Here is an 18,261-nt window from a genome sequence, read left to right as displayed (position 1 = left end):
GACAATGAAGGTGCATAACGCTGGAGACAGCATCCGACTCTCCTTAGTATATTTATGAGAGGTGAAATCTTTGATGCAAAAGGAAGCCCGCCCTGCTCCTTACTGGACAACCTTGCTGCTTGGCCTCGGAGCCATATTGCTTGTAATGGCTATTGTTGCCTCACCAGAAGAAGTATTTCAAGCCTCTACCCAGGGACTTAAATTATGGTGGAGCATTATTTTCCCGGCCATGCTGCCTTTTTTGATGCTATCTGAAATGCTCATCGCCTTTGGTCTGGTACATGGTCTAGGTGTTCTGCTGGAGCCGTTCATGCGATCCTGGTTTCGGCTGCCGGGACGAAGCGGCTGGGTATTGGCCCTCGGTCTAACTGCGGGATTCCCGGCTGCTGCGGAAGCGGTACGCCAATGGGCACAACAGGAGGATATGACCGCGCTTCAGCTTCGACGTCTGACCGCTATCGCTCATTTCTGCAATCCGATTACGATCCTGCTCGTCATTGGCACAGGACTGCTGCACAATGCTGCTGTAGGTGGGCTGTTACTTGCTGTTCACTGGATTTCCGGGCTGCTGGCAGGCTGGATCACAGCCAGAATACCTGATTCGTCCAGAAAATCGAAAAAACGGGAAACGCCAGCTGCCATCCGGCGCGCTTCTGTTTCCCGCACTACCACCTCCCTGATCCGATCCGCATGGGAAGCTACCCGCTCTGCCAGAGAACGGGATGGCCGCAGCTTTGGAAAACTGTTAGGCGAAACCGTATCCCATGCTGTACAGATGCTGATGGTGACAGGTGGATTCATTATTTTCTTTTCCGTACTGATTCGGCTGCTGACCTTATACTCAGGTCAAGGAACGCTTTCTATGGTGTGGCCTGCCTGGATGGAAATCCATCTGGGTTCCTATGAAATCAGCCGCCTGCCCTACGATCTCCGTACACAAGCAGCGCTGATCAGTGCTGTGTTGGGCTGGGGCGGCTTGTGCGGCTGGCTTCAAATTACCGCCGTCACCAAACCTTCCGACAAGGGCATCACCTTCACCTTATCACGAGTGCTACATGGGATCATTGCTTTTGGACTAACCTTGGCGGCATGGACTCCGCTTAGCCACATTGTCAGTAATACAATTCCTGCTTACGTCAGCCGCAGTTCTGTATCTTCTTTTGCCGAAAGTGTAAATGATTCCGGATCGCAATCTGTCATGGCCGGAGCCAGCAGCTTATTAACACAAATAGTAGGAACATCCATGTACCCCTGGCAACTAACCGTACTGTCCGTTGTACTTCTGAGTACGATTATACTTGCTCTGCTCGCCGTTTCCTTTATGACTTCATGGTGGAGCCACCGCGATTCGCGCTAACCTTGGCACGCAGTGCGTCTTCCACCTCTGGTGACACCAGATCTACGACCTTGCCATCAAAATGCGCAATTTCCTTCACCATACTGGAACTCAGATATGAATAAGCCGGGTTGGTCATCATAAAGATCGTTTCCGCATCCGGGTTCAACTTATGATTTGTAGAGGCTAATTGGAGTTCATATTCAAAATCGGTCACTGACCGAATTCCTCTGACAATAACCTGAGCCCCTTTTTGGCGTACATAATTGGCTGTCAGATCACGGAAGCTGTCCACTTCAACGTTTGGAATATCGCGAGTTACCGTACGTAGCAGCTCCATTCGCTCCTCAAGTGAAAACAGCGGATTTTTACTAATATTGTTAAGAACCGCGACGATCAGTAAATCAAACTGTCGGGCCGCTCTTTGAATAATATCCTGATGCCCCATCGTCACGGGATCAAAGGTTCCCGGATATACGGCAATACGTGGTTTGTGCTCAATCATGATGGTCCTCCCCGTCTGATTCGGTGATGCCGAATTTGACCCCTTCGGCTTCTGTATGTTCTTCGGCGTCTGACAAAGCATCATCAAAGTGATAAATGGATAACGCTGTTTCACCATAGACCGCTTTTCTAACCTGTTCAAACGGTCCGAAACTTATCGGATACTCATGTCCCGATTCATACTCCAGCACGATGATTGCACCTGAACGAAGCAAGTCCAACTCGGCCATGCGGCTCATCAATTCATCCCCGTGCTTGAGACGATAAGGCGGGTCCAGAAAAACAGCATCAAAAAGAGCTCCACGTTTTGCCAGCGCCTTAAGCGCTCGTCCGGCATCATTGCGGAACACTTCTGCCTTTCCTTCCAATCCAGTTTTTCGCAAATTTTCTTTAATGACATCAATGCTTTTGGATTCCATATCAATAAAAACTGCCTTGTCCATTCCCCGACTAAGCGCCTCTATACCCAGGCCGCCACTGCCAGCAAACAAATCAAGCGCGACTCCTCCATCAAAATAAGGACCTATCATGCTAAATAGCGCTTCCTTGACCTTATCCGTGGTCGGTCGCGTCCCGGTGCCGGGAACTGCCTTTAACGGCCTTCCTTTGGCACTACCCGATACCACTCTCACGCTGAAACTCACCTATTTTCTATATGTGTTCATAACCATATAAAGATTATGACGTTATCGTACCACATGCATCGCCGTTTGAAAAACTTAGTGATGAAGCAGGTATAAAAAACCATCTCCTGGGCATCCTTAGGATATCGGCATTCAACCAATGTCGTAGACAACCGCGGAGAAGACTTACGTTTCCCCATAAGCTCTTCGTCCGGTTTCTCCTCTCCCATTCGGGCGCTCTTTCGTAGAGCGCCTGTTTTTTTGCATAAAAAGAAGCTGCTTTATAGCAGCTCTATGTATTATTTTTTTCTATTCTGCATTTTGCTTATTTCAGCAGTTCCTCGGGTGTATCTCCTTGATAAACATACACATAACTTGCCACTGATACAGCAAAAGTCGCGAACATAGACAACGATGTGGCTAACCCGTATACTACTTTTTTCATCATTCCACTCACCTCCTTCCCCGGATTAATGTTAGGCTTTGAACCAAAAAAGCAACAGCCACTACAGAAGAACCTATTACAAAGTTAGTACATACAAGCAAGGAAGATAACAATCGCAAGAGGGGATAAAATCGCACTGGAATGCGCGACTGCTTTTCAATTCTGGACGGGGCAAAGCATAAAACAAGAATGAGAGCGATTCCGGTAAACAGGTTTGTCAACCCATTATTTAAGGAAATGCAAGATATGTATGTAAAAGCTACAGAGGTCACCAGCACACATGCCATACCCGTTTTCAAGTGAATACCACCAGATACTTGGCGCAGCAAGGCAAAAGCGACGAGAATCGTTACAGCTTCGACCATCCGCCCCGTGAAGAATGAGGCGAATAGTGTCAACACGATGATCATAGACGCATTCAGAATGAGAGCAAGTGCGTATTTAAGTACTGGGACGGAAGCCGGATGATCAGGCACAGTACGTTTAATCTGGTTAGCAAGTTTGAAAGCCATCGTTTCAATCATCTCGGTATTCCTTTCCGACTGCATAGTAGATAAAAAATCCCGATACCAGTGCAAAAAATATCATACTCAACCATACCTCGCTATAGTAAAGCACAATAGAGGTTGAAATGAGAGACAGAATGATCAGTGTGATGACAATGCCATATTCCTCTTTGAACTTAAGCTTTTTGAAATTTGGGGAAAAGCCGATCTCTTTTCGATACAATATAAATGAAATTAGTAGTCCTGTCGCTGCGCTAACCACTTGTAACAGATAGCCCTTCAAGGATCCGTTCTGCAGCTCAGCAACCGGTAGGTTACCGAACATAGCTTTCAGGAGTACCGACTGAATAACGGCATATGCAAAATAACCGGTAACTGTCATAATACCTGACCAAACAATCGGAATCTTCACCACTGTAGCAAGTAAAAAAATAAAAAGCAGCATATTAATGACAGGTACTAAATAGGAGAGTGAAAATTCCTCTCGGAGCAAATAGCTTTGCAGGTTCATAATCAAATTCACAAAAATAGCCTGCCATAGATAAGGAGTCATTCTAACTTTAAAGATACTGAGAATCAGCGCAAAAACAGCTACTCCTTCCAGTGTAGAGAAAAGTAAAAAGCCAAGTGGCTCCAAAAGCATACGTGCATCTCCTTTACAATTCCAACAAACCTCATCGGTGTATTCAAAAACTTGGATGTACATCGAATATAAAGGGCTGGGAGCTACTTTTCAAGAGGTCTTTTCAATAATTTCGTAGATTTATTCAAGCACTTCAACCAAATGTTATCTGATGCTGCTTCAAGTTGCAACTAGGCAACACTTTCTTTGACCGAATCTTCCTGCTCGCGTACAGATTTTATACGTGATATAAGCTTTTTCCCCAATCGGATGCCGGGCTGTTCTATCCACGTGTAGGTAAACCAGGAAAGTCCGACGGTGAATAGCAACGTCATGATGAACAGAAGTGAGAGGCTGACTAAGGGAGCAAACGGTAATTTAATCTGTACGATTAGTCCCAGGACCAGCATATGCGTCAAATACATGCTGTAGCTGAGGCGGCCGATCCATGACCACACGCGATTAAGTAGCCATTTCGGCTGCCAATGATACAAAGCATACGCCCCTAACAGCAAGCCAACACCTATGAGATAATCCGTCATACCTCCAAAAAACGCAAACAGCACAGTAACAAGCAGAAGCCCCCCACTGAGCGGGTCTACACTTTTCCAATGACGCTCGTCTTTCCAAATGAAAAACAACAATATCCCCAGCCCAAAGACAGGCAACTGATTCGGAAACCATAAATACAAATAATGCCCCCATAAAGATTGATCACTAATCAATGGATATTGAGCAAACACCGTATTTAACCCGAAGCTTGCCACAAGCACCATCACGACAAACCAAGTCGCATGGCGAACCGATTGAATCAACTTAAATAAGAGGGGGATAAATAGATAAAACATACATTCCACCGCAATGGACCATTCCACACCGATAATGCTGTTGATCCAATACGGATTGAGACCATTCAAAAACAGAGCATGGGCTGCAATATTAGTGACAGTAACTCCCTCCTGATCTCCAAGCCAAAATCGCGGACCTGTCCCATTTACAACTAAATAGATTCCTAACATTATGTAATACAAGGGTGCAATCCGAAAAAAACGACGCAACAGGTAGGCCACCATTCCTTCTCTCTTGTCACTCGAACGCCTGCTCAGGGATAAAAACAGCGTAAAAGCGCTAGCCATATAAAATAAAGCGACTCCTTTGGCTCCTATGCTCAAGCCTTTTTGCAACCAACCGTTTAATCCGTCCACATACTGACTGACATGCACAAGTAACACTCCGATAATCGCCAGCGCCCTTAGCGTATCTACAAATTGCAACTTATCTTGTTCTATCTTCCCCTTGTCTTCGGGCATCGTATCCCTCCATAACAATTCTTAATGATACATTTTGTATCCATAATACACAAAATGTATCACCCAAGTAAATATCCCCACTATGTAAAAAAACACCCTCCGACCGCACCAAGATGCGATCAAAAAGTGTTGATTTTATCATACTAATGAGTATTAATATTGCTTTATTTGTTTAAATGAAAAGGTACGGTCGTTACGATGACGTCTTTGTAATTGATTAAATAAGCTCTCATCAGCAAACTGGTCTGATTGTGCAGTATATTTTCCCACCAGTGTTTAGTGATAAATTGTGGAATGAGAACTGTGATATGGTCCTCGTCTGCCTTTTTCCACTCTACTGTATCGATGAACTTGCGGAGCGGATTAATGATGCTGCGATAACGGGATCTCAGCACTACTAAACGTATACCCACATCCCACTCTTCCCACTTCTGTTCCATTTTTTGAATCGCTTCATCATCCACACCCACATATACAGCAACCACATTGTCCGACAAGGTTTTGGCATAGCTGATGGTATTCATAACGACTCGTGTAATGCCTGCCACCGGAATAATAATCGTATTGCCTTTGACCATAGGTTTGTCCTTCGTGATATCAATGCGCAGTTGTTCAGCCGTATTTTTGTAATGTTTGTTGATCTTCATAAAGAAATACAGTACCAAAGGCAGGAAGATAAAGACTACCCACACCTGGCTAAACTTAGTGAAGATAAAGATGAGCGTAATCGACAGCGTGGTTAGCATCCCAACCGTATTAATAGCCAGCTTGACGACCCAGCCAGCAGGTTTGAGCCGAATCCATCGAATCATCATACCAAGCTGCGACAGGGTAAACGGGATAAATACCCCTACAGCATAAAGCGGAATGAGATTTTCGGTATTGCCACCAAAAACGATGACCAGCAATGCCGAGAAGATACTCAAAAACAGGATACCGTTAGAATAACCGAGTCGATCTCCACGAACCATAAACATATGCGGCATATATTTGTCCTTAGCGAGCATAAAAGCGAGCAACGGAAAGGCTGAATAGGCTGTGTTGGCCGCCAAAAACAAGATAAGCGCCGTCACACCTTGAATGATGTAGTACATCACACCGCGCCCAAAAGTGGCATTCGCAATTTGCGAAATGACTGTTTCTTGCGGATTAGGACGAACACCGTACCAATAAGCCAGCAAACTAATTCCGATAAACATACAGCCGAGAATCAAGCCCATCATCATCAATGTAGTTGCCGCATTTTTGGCAGCAGGCTTGCGGAAGTTCGGAATGGCATTGGAGACAGCTTCTACACCGGTTAGCGCCGAACAGCCCGAGCTGAATGCTTTCAGTAAGAGAAACAGACTGACGTTGGATACCGTAGCTCCAAATTGCGGCGCCGCCGCATGGGCTCCTCCTGCCAGATAGTGAATGATACCACTAATAATCAAAACAAAAATGGCAACAACAAATAAGTAAATCGGTATCGCCAGCACCGAGGCAGATTCCGTCACCCCGCGCAAATTCATAATAGTCAAAAAGATAATCATCACCAAAGCAATTGCGATCCGATGATCATGTAACGATGGGAACGCCGATGTAATGGCATCTGTACCTGCCGATGAGCTAACAGCTACCGTTAGAATATAATCGACCAGCAGAGAGCCGCCTGCAATCAGACTTGGACTCTTTCCCAAATTGTCCTGTGCGACAATGTAGGCTCCCCCACCACCAGGGTAGGAAAAAATGGTCTGTCTATACGACAGGATCAGGATGATAAGCAAACCCAACACCGCAATGGATATAGGGATGGAATACCATAGGGCAGCGAAGCCCGCTGTAATTAAAACCAGCAGAATTTGCTCCGTGCCGTAAGCTACAGAGGACAATGCATCTGAGGACAGAATGGCCAGTGCCTTGAGCTTATTCAGTTTCTCATCTTCAAGGGCCGTCGACTTTCGCGGACGACCGATTAATAACCTTTTGACTTTACTCAGCATTTCGTTGACTCCTTCTTTGGATGAGGGTTTTGCAAAAGAACTATGAATCGTATATTTATTATGTCACCTGCACATCAGATTGATGAAACAAATGAACTATTATTTTATACTCCCTCATCCAGAAAAAAACAATAAGGAATGCTCCCTAAAAAGAGCATTCCCGAGTAAGAAAGAGTATTTTGATAAAATACCCTTATGTATACAGTATTTTGAACCTTTCAGGCGTAATTCCTTCCGCTCGGCGGAATGTTGCCACAAAATGACTGACATCTCGGAAGCCTACGCGCTCCGAAATCTCCTTCACCGTTAATTGCGGATACTCCGTCATCATTTCCTTCGCCTTCCGCAACCGAATTACAATCAGATAAGCATACGAAGTCACACCGAACGCTTGCTTAAACAATGTATTTAAATGACGAGCGCTGACATTCATCATCACGGCCATATCCCTTAAACCCACATCTGGGCTGGCATAATTTTGCTCCATAAAGGTCAGTACAGGGGTTAAACGTTCCACATTATGAGAAAGGGAAGGCATCGAGCTATGTTGTCCATGTTTACGCAGCAGAGTCAGAAAACGGTACATATTGGCCGAAGCATCTAATCCAGACAAATCACGTTCACTAACCATGGAGTGTAGCATGTTTTCCCCAAAGCTGTGCAGCTCGCTATCCGGATCCCAATGATACCCTCGCGTATGCTTCAATCCGAGTACAGTCAATACAGCAGCGGCGATGGGTCCGTCAAATGTGATGTATAACGTTCGCCATACCTTGGTCGCCCGTCTGTATGCATGGGCTTCGCCTGGCAGCAGCAGGACCCCGGACTGCTCGCCCAAACGGAAGGTCCCCCCTTTATATGTAAACATCCCCTCACCAGACACCGTCTGAATCCAGTGAAAACATGGATAGCCCTCTGGACGGGACACATCCTCCTGTCTGCTATTAAATCCGATACTTTCAATAAAAAGAGGTAAAGAGTGCTCACGAGTAGTCAGGAAAAATCGCAAATGATGGGGAGTCAAAATCATAAAAAGCACCTCCGGCGTATGCGGTATTTATGTCTCATGTAGATCCATATTGTTATATACATGTTCATTTTATTATATTTAAAAGCATTAATTTGTATTATAAGATAGGATTATTCTTATATACAGAGGTGATTGGCATGATAAGCAGCAAACTTCCTAAAGTATTTTACGGTGGGGATTACAATCCTGAGCAATGGGATGAGGCCACGCATCAGGAGGATTTACGGATGTTCAGTCAGGCCGGCATTGATATCGCCACACTCAACGTTTTCTCATGGGCTAAAATTCAGTCTGATGAAATCACATATCATTTTGAGTGGCTAGATCAGCTAATTGATAATCTTTATGAAAGCGATATCTTCGTTTGTCTAGCTACTAGTACGGCAGCGCACCCTGCTTGGATGGCTACCCGTTATCCCGACATTCTTCGGGTCGATGCTGACGGGCGTAAGCGAAAATTCGGTGGACGCCATAACTCTTGTCCGAACAGTCCAACCTATCGGAAATACGCCGAGCAGATGGCTGACCGACTTGCAGAGCGATACAAAGACCATCCCGCGATCCTCGTGTGGCATGTTTCCAATGAGTATGGCGGGGATTGCTATTGTGACAATTGTGCCGCAGCGTTCCGAGTGTGGCTCAAACAAAAATACGGATCACTGGAAGAGCTAAACCGGGTGTGGAATACTTCCTTCTGGGGTCACACCTTCTATGATTGGGATGAAATTGTACCTCCAAATAATCTAAGCGAACATTGGGGAGAAAATCACTCCACATTCCAGGGTATATCCCTCGATTATGCGCGCTTCAATTCAGACAGTATTCTGGATTGCTACCTGCTGGAATATAACGCGATTAAAAAACATATTCCCGATGCCGTGGTAACAACCAATCTGATGGGATTTTTTAAGCAACTGGATTATTTTAAATGGGCTAAGCACATGGATATAGTATCTTGGGATAGCTATCCCGGAGCTAATACCCCGATAAGCTATACGGCGATGGCGCATGATCTGATGCGCGGCTTGAAGGATGGGCAGCCCTTTATGCTGATGGAGCAAACACCGAGCCAGCAGAATTGGCAGGCGTATAATTCACTTAAACGGCCTGGTGTTATGCGTTTATGGAGTTATCAGGCTGTAGCACATGGCGCGGATACGGTCATGTTTTTCCAGCTTCGCCGCTCGATCGGTGCTTGTGAGAAATTCCACGGGGCTGTAATTGAGCATGCCGGGCATGAGAACACACGTGTATTTCGCGAGGTGGCACAGCTTGGCAGCGAGCTTGGTGCTTTAGACAACACGCTGCTTGACGCAACTGTTCATACCAAAGTAGCTATTTTGTTTGATTGGGATAATTGGTGGGCTTTGGAAAAATCAAGCGGCCCTTCTGTCGCCTTGAAATACTTAGATCAGGTGCATAAGTATTATGCTACCTTCTTCCGGCGCAACGTACAGGTAGACATGATTTCTGTGGATACAGATTTCCAAAAATATGATCTCATTATCGCGCCTGTACTCTACATGGTCAAGCCGGGTACTGCTGAGAAGCTGGAACAATTCACAGAGCGTGGCGGCACCTTCCTAACGACCTTTTTCAGCGGCATTGTAAATGAAAACGATCTGGTCACAACCGGAGGATATCCTGGTAAGCTGCGTAATCTGCTCGGGATCTGGGTGGAGGAAATTGATGCGCTTCTGCCTGAATCACACAATCGCATTATATTGAAAGAAAAAGTGGGCGTATTAGAAGGTGAATATAAATGTGGGTTGCTCTGCGACTTGCTGCATAGCGAAGGAGCCGAGGTGCTGGCGGAATACGGCGATGATTTCTATCAGGGCAAGCCAGTGCTGACACGCAATCGTTTTGGTCAAGGGGAGGCGTGGTACGTCGCTTCCGACCCTGAGGAACCTTTCCTTGATGGTCTGCTGGGCTACATTTGTGAGCAAAAAGGGATTTCATCCCTGCTGCGTGCTCCTGCGGGCATAGAAGCCACTATGCGGTCCAAAGATGGAAAGTCTTATCTATTTGTTCTGAACCATAATGCCCAGACACAGCAATATCATCTGGATGACCAAAAAGGAAAAGAGCTAATCAGTGGGAAATTCCTGGAAGGGGATATTTCTATTGAAGGCTATGGCTTTCAAGTACTGGAGCTATCCTAATGATTCAAATCTGACTTATACCATTCACTTTACTGCATGAAGGTAATTAGTACCAAAGGAGTTAATCATGAAACGACTGCTATGGATCGGCAGCTTGTCTTATTTTTTAATTGGTCTAGCCCATGTGGTTGTAGGCTCCCTACTGCCCGTGTTGCTAGAGCATTACGGTAGAAACTATACGGATGGCGGAAGCCTGATATTCGCTCAATTTTCCGGCTTTCTGGCTGGAGTCCTACTGTCACCGTGGCTTGCCCGGACTTTTGGCAAACGCCGAAGCCTGATATTTGCCCTCCTCCTGCTATGTGCGGCTGAAGTGCTATATTCACTACTGCCGCCTTGGGGCTGGCTATATGCCGTCGGGGCAGTAGCCGGATTTGGCTTCGGCATGGTAGAAGCAGTCATAGGTACTATTGTTATTGGGGGTATTACCCAAGGAACGGGCGCGGCTATGAGCCGTCTGGAAGTCTTTTTCGGGATCGGCGCCTTAGCAATGCCGGCTATCGCCAGCCAATTCATTGCTCTAGGTTGGTGGCGACTGGCATTCCCCATCATCTCCTTGTTTGCAGCCGTAGCCACTATAGCCTGGCTGCGCGGGTCCTTTGGCACAATGGACGCTCTATTGGACGAACAAGAACACCGAGGTGACTACCATAAGCGTGCCACTAATTCACTGGAGTCACCTACCGTAAAGGCTTCTAAAAGCAGCCCTATAGGCAATTGGAGGCTCCTTGCATTATTTATCGTTTTTTTCTTTATCTACGTAGGAACAGAGATGAGTCTGGCCAATTTCCTGCCCTCCATGTTCATCGAGCGACTCGGTCTCACACAAGCCGAAGCAGCACTCAGCGTCACCTGCTTTTGGTTGGCAATGGCCTTTGGACGGTTGTTCACAGGCTACATTGCCGATCGATACGGCTACGGTGTCTTTGTCGCTCTGAGCTCACTGGCAGCGACTCTGCTGCTGTGTGTGTTCCCGTTGATCCAAGGCACTGCTGGTGCCTTTGTCCTTATCGTACTGCTGGGACTCGGCATGTCAGGCATCTTTTCCATCGCTCTTGTTTTTGCCAGCAAAATGATGCCAGGTACAGAAGAATCGACGACCAGCCTGCTTATCGGTGCAGGTGGAGTCGGAGGGGCCCTGCTGCCCCTATGGCTTGGAAACAGTATGGATCGTGGAGGGGCAGTTGCTTCAGCTTGGTTACTGGCAGTATTTGCTTGTATCCTGTGCCTGCTTGGCGGTATCCTGTACGCCCTATATGTGCGAAAAAAGCGGCTTCAAACCGCTTCATCATGATATAAGCTACTACTGGCACCCCAAAAGTATCCTTAGTTGACAACCAAGGATACTTTTGGAGGTGCTTTTTACATACTAGACGAATGTACCTTGTACAGAAGCCTGTTTTTAGTCAAAATAGATCGTTTCCTATGAAACACAGGACAGATATCTATGCCTCCTCTAGATGAATGGAGTACTATACAACAAACCATATGGAGGTGTTTGTATTGGGTCGTCCAAAATTGAACCAAAAAAAAGGCCGTAAAAAAGATGTTTTTGTTCGTGCCTGGTTTGATAAGCTAGAAAAAAAGTTTGAGGAAATGCCCCCCAAAAAAAGAAGCCGCTCGAAACGGAAATCGTTTGGTAAAGACATCATTGTCAAAAAGCAAGTTGTACGTGTGAACATTAATCATGATGCTGAAGGGGATTCCAGAACCACAGGTGATATAGCGCAGTTCGGTTACATTTATAATGTGAGGCCCCAACTCGTTTCGATTGAAGGGGAGGTCATGTTCGATACGAACGGCATACTTACACCTGGGATTGCTCACCTTCCAGGGACTACACAAATTGCTGTAGCCGATGCAGGAAAGTATGAAGTCCGCTTTTCGGTGTCGGGTGTAGAACCTAACCAATTCGCCATCTTTATTAATGGCGTACTGGCTGAGGGAACCGTGTACGGCTCAGGAGCGGGAACACAACAGAACACCGGGCAAGCCATCCTCGCTCTGGCATGCGGTGATGTCCTTACTCTGCGTAACCACAGCTCTACTGCTGCTGTTACCCTGCAAACACAGGCCGGAGGAACTCAAGCCAGCATAAACGCCTCTGTTCTCATTAGAAAATTGGGATAGGCTTAGACTCATGCAAAGCCCCAATATACTAAAAGGGTTTATCCATCGCACGAGGATAAACCCTGAATACTTTTTAAAAGGCGATAATGATCCCTTTGTCATTGGCATACATTGAACTAATTCCCCTGGTGGGCACAATATGAATATCTTTAAATTGATAGCGGTTCTTCAAGGTATTCATTAACTTTTGCGCCAGTCCGGGATTATTGCAATGAGTAATAACGATGCTTTCTCCTTCGGTACTTCGACCACTTTTTTCAATGGTATCTGCCAACTTTTCAATGATTTGATTTTGACCACGGGCTTGAGTAAATAATGCGATGTTTCCGTCACCATCTGAACCTAAAATGGGCCTGATATGCAAGAATGAGAGTATCTTTCCAGTAATTTTATTCATTCGTCCGTTCTTGACCAAATTATCCAAATTCTCTAAAACAAAATAGGTTTTCATCTTGCTGATAAAGCTCTCTAGGGAAGAGATAATTTCGCTTTTATGATATCCTTCGTCGATCAGCTTGCGTAGTTTTAAAGCTAACAAGAGTTGCCCAGCCGATGCGCTTTTCGAATCGAATACATGAACATCCGCTCCCTCTTCTTCCGCCATATCCTTTGCTACCAACGCACTGGAATACGAGCTGGACAGGTTGCTGGATAATGTAATGGCAAAAGAAGTATGCGCGCCTTGAAAGGCTTCCTTATACAGCATAGGTGATGGTGATGCGGAACCAATCTTGGTTGTACAGGCTTTCATTTCTTCCATAAACTGAGGCAAGTCCAATGTGTCATCATCTATGAAGCATTTTTCACCCAATGTCATGTTTAATGGAATCGTAGTTACTTGCATCTCTTCTTTAAGCTCTGTCGTTAAGTCGCAGCAACTATCTGCTATGATTTTATATCTCACCCAGTACACCCTCACATTATGTTATTTTTCCCGTAATTCTTGTTCTGAATACATGCAGATGATCACTAAGTAAGGAAAATTAATTTCATTATCTCGACGTTAAACTAAATATGGATACTATGTACTATAAAGAATTGCCAACGATAATAACAATGAAATATTTGTGAATTATTATACTTTCCCCCTACACCTTCAGAGGTCTCTTAGCCCAAAACAAAAAAATTCTTTAATCTCATTCATCGACTCGTTACAATTAAATAGTATACTCCAATATTTGCGATAAAATAAACCATGCTAATCTCTGTGATAGTAAGGAGTCTTCAAACTATGCTTAAGCTAATCTCCAAAAAAAGCTTCATTATATGTATTGTTATCCTGATCGCTTTAACGGCATATTTCACAAAAGATCTATGGACGGAGATGTCGGTAAAATCAACGGATCTATCGGAATTGACAATAAACCATATTCCACTAAGCAAGAATATTGCGGAGATTGATTTGACTGCTTATAGAAAGAATCCGGATTTTAACGATAAACACACGAAAGATGCCGATCACAGATATTTTGAAAATTTCTTGATTGTCTATAGCTCTAGTGGAGAAATTATGAAACTGCAAACCTTGTCCGAGAGTGAATTTTCCAGCATCGATGGTCACAAGCTTCAGAAACTTGATGATGTAAAAAATAAATTGGGTAACCATTTCGTGGATCAAAGCTACGACTCCGCCCAAAGCCTAAACGCCTTAGTATATTATGACAAAACAAATCATACAAAGGCTAGTTTTGTATATCCCCATAATAACAAGCAGGATCAGATCGTTGTCTGGACTATATTAGAAAAGTATTAACATTTATAAGAAAAGGCCAACCCTCAAATGCTGGTTGACCTTGTCGTTTAAAGAATGTCCTACGCTTCTGAACGAATATGAACTAACTTTACAGCACTGTTTTAACCGTGTCTTGTACTTGTTTCAACAATCCTTTATAACCGTCTTCATCAAGGTAGCCGATACTTCCAAGCAGCAAGTGGCCAACCGATTCAATTCCAACGAAATCAAAAATTCCTGTATCTGATGTGAGCTTCAATCCTGTGGTCATACCGATTTCATCGTAGATTGCGTTGGGAGTACCATGTGTATTCACGATAAACCCTTTTTTACCTGTAAGCAGCTTATTAATCCCTTCTGTACCAGCCGTATAGGCAAAGCCGTATGCAAATACACGATCAACATAACCTTTCAAGATCGCAGGAAGTCCTGTCCACCAAATGGGCGAAATAAACGTAATCGTATCGGACTGCGTGATATACTCCTGCTCTACTTTGATATCAGCCGGTGTTTGTCCAGCTCTCATCGCAGCAGTATCCTCAGGCTTTAATACCGGTTGAAAATTAAGAGCGTATAGATCGCGTACAACGACTTCGTCACCTTTTTCCTTCAAGGTGGTTACAACCGTTTCCAGTATCGCGTGATTAAAGCTTTCAGCGTTAGAGTGAGCATAGATGATAAGATGTTTCATTTTCATGACCTCCAGATGTTTTATTGTTATTTTGGCATTTGTATAGATATCTATACATTTGTTTAAAAAAATTTAAAACCTGTTTTTTACATGCTCCAGCAGATATTCCAGTTGTTTTTGTTCCTCGTCTTTGAGACCCCCATAGATGGTTTCTTTTAATTTATAGGAGATCGTCTCAAATATAGGCTCCAGCTCTTTTCCCTTTTCGGTAAGATAGATCAGAGTAAGCCGGCTATCCTCCCTTTCTTTTTTCCTTTCCACATACCCCAATTTTACTAGCTTGTCGATCAGAACAGTGACTGTGGGCTGCTGACGAGCAATTTTTTGCGTCAATTCCTTAATCGAAAGTCCATCCGTTTGATACAGAAACATCAGTATTCCACCATGGGTAGGTACAATTCCTTCAACTCCATAGGATTCGAGCTCAGATACAATTAATTTATTGATCGAGTCCCTAATGGTTCCTACAAGTGCAGCTGCATTATTTTTTAACATACAAGCATTATTGCATAGATATCTATATAAATCAAGTATTCAGTCAGTCTGATCGGATTTTCACGTATGAACTGCTTCAATGAATAAGATTTAAGTCTGTTATAATGAGAATGCAAAGGGCCGTCCCTGGTGTTCTTAATCAGTTCCTGGGACAGCCCTTAAAGTATATAACAAAAATAATAGCAGTATGATTTATAGAATTTTCTTAAACATTTCGATAACTTGTTCTTTGCTAGGTATGAACGGATTGCCCGGAGCACAAGCATCCTTCATTGAGTTTTCGGCAAGCAAATCTAAATCCACCTCATTTACACCTAGTTCAGAAAGTTTGGCAGGAATCCCTACTTCCTTCGACAGGTCTTTGATTCTTTGAATTACATAGTCCGCGCATTCTTTATCCGTTTTCCCCTTATCTTCAAAACCGATTACCTTAGCGATGGCACGAAACTTCTCTGGTACATGCTTGGCATTCTCCTCCTCCACAATCGGCAGCAGCATGGCATTGCAAACCCCATGAGGCAAATCGTATACGCCGCCTAGCTGATGGGCCATAGCATGGACGTAACCCAACCCGGCATTATTAAATGCAAGTCCTCCCAAGAAAATAGCGTAAACCATTTGTTCACGTGCTTCTATATCATGACCGTCGCTCACTGTACGGGCCAAGTTGTTAAAAATAAGTTCTACTGCTGCCAACGCGGTCGCATTTGTAACAGGATAGGAACCCGGAGTAACCAAAGCTTCAATGGCATGAGTCAAAGCATCTAGTCCTGTAGCTGCCGTTAATGCGGCGGGTTTGTCTACCATCAGTTCAGGGTCGTTGACTGAAATCGTAGCTACGCTATTCTTGTCAACCATAACCATTTTGACTTTGCGCTCTTCGTCCGTAATGACATAATTGATTGTAATTTCTGCGGATGTTCCTGCCGTTGTATTAATGGCGACAATGGGCAGCGATTTATGCTTGGATTGATGAACGCCCTCATACTCCGTTATATGTCCCCCATTGGTAGCAATAATGCCAATTCCCTTGGCCGTATCCTGTGGGGATCCTCCACCAATAGAAATTAAAAAGTCGCAGCCGTTGTCCTGTAGAAATTGAACGCCATCATGTACGTTTTTACAGGTTGGATTGGGCTTGACCTCATCGTATACTACATAGTTCAAGCCAATATCATTCAGCAAGGATGTGACCTTGCCTGCAATTCCACTCTTCATCAGAAACTTATCGGTCACGACCAGTGCTTTGTTTAAATGTAGTTCTTTTATATAGGGTCCAACTTCATGCAAACAGCCTTTTCCCATCAGATTGATAGATGGTACAAAAAATACATGTGCGCTCATAAAAATCTGCCTCCTAAGGATTCACTTTTGATCCCTCGCTAAATACAGAACTACTCTAAAGTGAAACATTTCACATTTGTAATTCTATCTTTATTTAATTTTGATGTCAATATAAAAACACAGATATAACTTTGTTTTATTTTTGTTTATTTTGGTTTTTGAGTTAATCCAATAATTGGTACACAACTAATCGGAGGCAGTCTCGTACAACTTAGATGAACAACTTAACAACGAGGTGATGACAGCATGACAATCAACAAGAAAGTAGGGCTGGCTCTGCTGGCCGTATCACTGCTGCAAGCAACCCCATCTTACGCCAAGTCGGCGCCGCTAACTCCAGTAACAACCGTTTATGTGGATGACCGCCCGCTTGAGCTTACTGCCCAACCGCTACTGCTAGACGGGACAACGCTCGTCCCTATGCGTCAGTTGTTTGAGGCGCAAGGAGCTGTGCTTTCCTGGAACGGAGCCAGCAAAACCGTAACAGCAACCAAAAACGACACGACGCTGACCTATCGTATTGGAGAAGTTGCTGCCACCCTCAATGACAAAACGCTGTCCCTGAACGTTCCCGGACAGATTATTAAGGGCAACACAATGATTCCACTGCGTTTTGTGAGCGAAGCACTCGGGAGCACAGTGAAATGGGACGCTCTAACCCGGACGATCCGAATTGCCTCTAAAGAAGACTTTTTCACAACGATTCTTTCTGGAGTCAACTTGCGCAGCAAACCAGATTCATCAGAAGCTTCCCCTTCCCTGCGGCTTATTCCAACCGGTGAAAAGGTTCATGTCATCCGCGAGGTTAATGCTCTCTGGCTGGAAGTGCGCACTAAAAACAACCTGACCGGATACATATCGGCTAAACCAAAATACAGTGATTACACCAGCACTTCTCTAGCAGAACGGCAGGGTGATGAACTGATCGCCTACGGGCAAAAATTCCTTGGTACCCCTTATGAATTCGGCGCAGCAACCGGACAGACAGCGACCTTTGATTGTTCCTCATTTGTAGGGGAAGTGTTCCGACATACGCTCTCTATCGACCTCCCCCGTGTCTCTTACGATCAGGCAAAAGAAGGCCGGGAGGTGGGGCTGAACGAACTGCGCAAAGGTGACCTGCTGTTCTTCAGTGCGCGTGGGCTGGAGATCGGCCATGTGGCGATCTATGCAGGGAACAACAAATTGCTGCATACTTTCTCCAAAGAGCGCGGCGTTCATTTTGATACGTTTGACGATAAATGGAAGAAACGTTTCGTAACAGCCCGTAGACTGTTTTAAGACGGACTGGATAGCCAATAACAGCAGCTAATCCAGTACCACACTCAATTTTTTCTGTTTGCCTT

General features: G+C 44.7%; 18 protein-coding genes. 6 read left to right on the top strand and 12 right to left on the bottom strand.

Translation table 11 applies throughout. From position 1 onward, the window contains the following. Positions 1–73 precede the first annotated feature (73 nt). Positions 74–1,357 carry a nucleoside recognition domain-containing protein gene (locus G9G57_RS24070; RefSeq protein WP_016819265.1) on the top strand — a complete coding sequence of 428 codons (1,284 nt, stop codon included), beginning with the start codon at positions 74–76 and terminating at the stop codon, positions 1,355–1,357. On the opposite strand, the gene coaD is transcribed toward G9G57_RS24070, so the two are convergent. The 8 genes from coaD to G9G57_RS24030 all read right to left on the bottom strand — a co-directional run bounded on the left by coaD (position 1,320) and on the right by G9G57_RS24030 (position 8,358). Then, positions 1,320–1,841, bottom strand: coding sequence for a pantetheine-phosphate adenylyltransferase (coaD, locus tag G9G57_RS24065; protein WP_016819264.1), 522 nt, complete (start codon positions 1,839–1,841; stop codon positions 1,320–1,322). The genes G9G57_RS24070 and coaD overlap by 38 nt on opposite strands. Beyond that, positions 1,834–2,472 (bottom strand): 16S rRNA (guanine(966)-N(2))-methyltransferase RsmD, encoded by a 639-nt coding sequence (gene rsmD / locus G9G57_RS24060; RefSeq protein WP_016819263.1) that lies wholly within the window; start codon positions 2,470–2,472, stop codon positions 1,834–1,836. The genes coaD and rsmD overlap by 8 nt, the downstream gene beginning before the upstream one ends. A 316-nt stretch (positions 2,473–2,788) precedes the next feature. Next, the gene (locus G9G57_RS24055) at positions 2,789–2,911 is read right to left on the bottom strand and encodes a cyclic lactone autoinducer peptide (RefSeq protein ID WP_013370626.1); all 123 of its coding nucleotides are present in this window, start codon (positions 2,909–2,911) and stop codon (positions 2,789–2,791) included. Between the two features lie 5 nt (positions 2,912–2,916). After that, the gene (locus G9G57_RS24050; protein ID WP_016819262.1) at positions 2,917–3,432 is read right to left on the bottom strand and encodes an accessory gene regulator ArgB-like protein; all 516 of its coding nucleotides are present in this window, start codon (positions 3,430–3,432) and stop codon (positions 2,917–2,919) included. Next, positions 3,425–4,057 carry a hypothetical protein gene (locus tag G9G57_RS24045; protein ID WP_016819261.1) on the bottom strand — a complete coding sequence of 211 codons (633 nt, stop codon included), beginning with the start codon at positions 4,055–4,057 and terminating at the stop codon, positions 3,425–3,427. The genes G9G57_RS24050 and G9G57_RS24045 overlap by 8 nt, the downstream gene beginning before the upstream one ends. A gap of 170 nt (positions 4,058–4,227) precedes the next feature. Next, complete coding sequence (locus G9G57_RS24040) at positions 4,228–5,346, bottom strand: acyltransferase family protein (protein WP_017425759.1); 1,119 nt, start codon at positions 5,344–5,346, stop codon at positions 4,228–4,230. A 164-nt stretch (positions 5,347–5,510) separates the two neighbouring features. Further along, positions 5,511–7,328, bottom strand: a complete 1,818-nt coding sequence (locus G9G57_RS24035) for an APC family permease (RefSeq protein ID WP_013370622.1) — start codon at positions 7,326–7,328, stop codon at positions 5,511–5,513. A 193-nt stretch (positions 7,329–7,521) separates the two neighbouring features. Then, complete coding sequence (locus tag G9G57_RS24030) at positions 7,522–8,358, bottom strand: AraC family transcriptional regulator (protein WP_016819259.1); 837 nt, start codon at positions 8,356–8,358, stop codon at positions 7,522–7,524. 137 nt (positions 8,359–8,495) lie between these two features. Here G9G57_RS24030 and G9G57_RS24025 point away from each other — a divergent pair, with 137 nt between their 5' ends. The 3 genes from G9G57_RS24025 (at position 8,496) to G9G57_RS24015 (ending at position 12,653) form a co-directional block, all read left to right on the top strand. Further along, positions 8,496–10,523, top strand: coding sequence for a beta-galactosidase (locus tag G9G57_RS24025; RefSeq protein ID WP_017425760.1), 2,028 nt, complete (start codon positions 8,496–8,498; stop codon positions 10,521–10,523). 67 nt (positions 10,524–10,590) lie between these two features. Continuing rightward, positions 10,591–11,817: an MFS transporter gene (locus tag G9G57_RS24020; RefSeq protein WP_016819257.1), complete on the top strand. Its 1,227-nt coding sequence runs from the start codon at positions 10,591–10,593 to the stop codon at positions 11,815–11,817. A gap of 209 nt (positions 11,818–12,026) precedes the next feature. Then, positions 12,027–12,653: a BclA C-terminal domain-containing protein gene (locus G9G57_RS24015; protein ID WP_017425761.1), complete on the top strand. Its 627-nt coding sequence runs from the start codon at positions 12,027–12,029 to the stop codon at positions 12,651–12,653. Between the two features lie 73 nt (positions 12,654–12,726). Here G9G57_RS24015 and G9G57_RS24010 read toward each other — a convergent pair whose 3' ends face one another. After that, positions 12,727–13,557, bottom strand: a complete 831-nt coding sequence (locus G9G57_RS24010) for a DegV family protein (RefSeq protein WP_016819255.1) — start codon at positions 13,555–13,557, stop codon at positions 12,727–12,729. 327 nt (positions 13,558–13,884) lie between these two features. On the opposite strand from G9G57_RS24010, the gene G9G57_RS24005 reads away from it, so the two are divergent. Further along, entirely contained in the window at positions 13,885–14,406 is a 522-nt protein-coding gene (locus G9G57_RS24005) for a hypothetical protein (RefSeq protein ID WP_016819254.1), read from the top strand. Between the two features lie 88 nt (positions 14,407–14,494). Here G9G57_RS24005 and G9G57_RS24000 read toward each other — a convergent pair whose 3' ends face one another. From G9G57_RS24000 to G9G57_RS23990, 3 genes are all read right to left on the bottom strand, one after another. Beyond that, entirely contained in the window at positions 14,495–15,076 is a 582-nt protein-coding gene (locus G9G57_RS24000; protein WP_017425763.1) for an NAD(P)H-dependent oxidoreductase, read from the bottom strand. A gap of 72 nt (positions 15,077–15,148) precedes the next feature. Then, positions 15,149–15,571: a MarR family winged helix-turn-helix transcriptional regulator gene (locus G9G57_RS23995; protein ID WP_016819252.1), complete on the bottom strand. Its 423-nt coding sequence runs from the start codon at positions 15,569–15,571 to the stop codon at positions 15,149–15,151. Positions 15,572–15,763: 192 nt separating this feature from the next. Next, positions 15,764–16,915 carry an iron-containing alcohol dehydrogenase gene (locus G9G57_RS23990; RefSeq protein ID WP_016819251.1) on the bottom strand — a complete coding sequence of 384 codons (1,152 nt, stop codon included), beginning with the start codon at positions 16,913–16,915 and terminating at the stop codon, positions 15,764–15,766. A 246-nt stretch (positions 16,916–17,161) separates the two neighbouring features. Here G9G57_RS23990 and G9G57_RS23985 point away from each other — a divergent pair, with 246 nt between their 5' ends. Then, positions 17,162–18,196 (top strand): stalk domain-containing protein, encoded by a 1,035-nt coding sequence (locus tag G9G57_RS23985; RefSeq protein WP_017425765.1) that lies wholly within the window; start codon positions 17,162–17,164, stop codon positions 18,194–18,196. Positions 18,197–18,261: the final 65 nt, after the last annotated feature.

It is taken from the genome of Paenibacillus sp. EKM211P, assembly GCF_011066175.1.
GTDB classification, from domain to species: Bacteria; Bacillota; Bacilli; order Paenibacillales; family Paenibacillaceae; genus Paenibacillus; species Paenibacillus polymyxa.
This window is presented reverse-complemented; position numbering and strand designations above follow the sequence as displayed.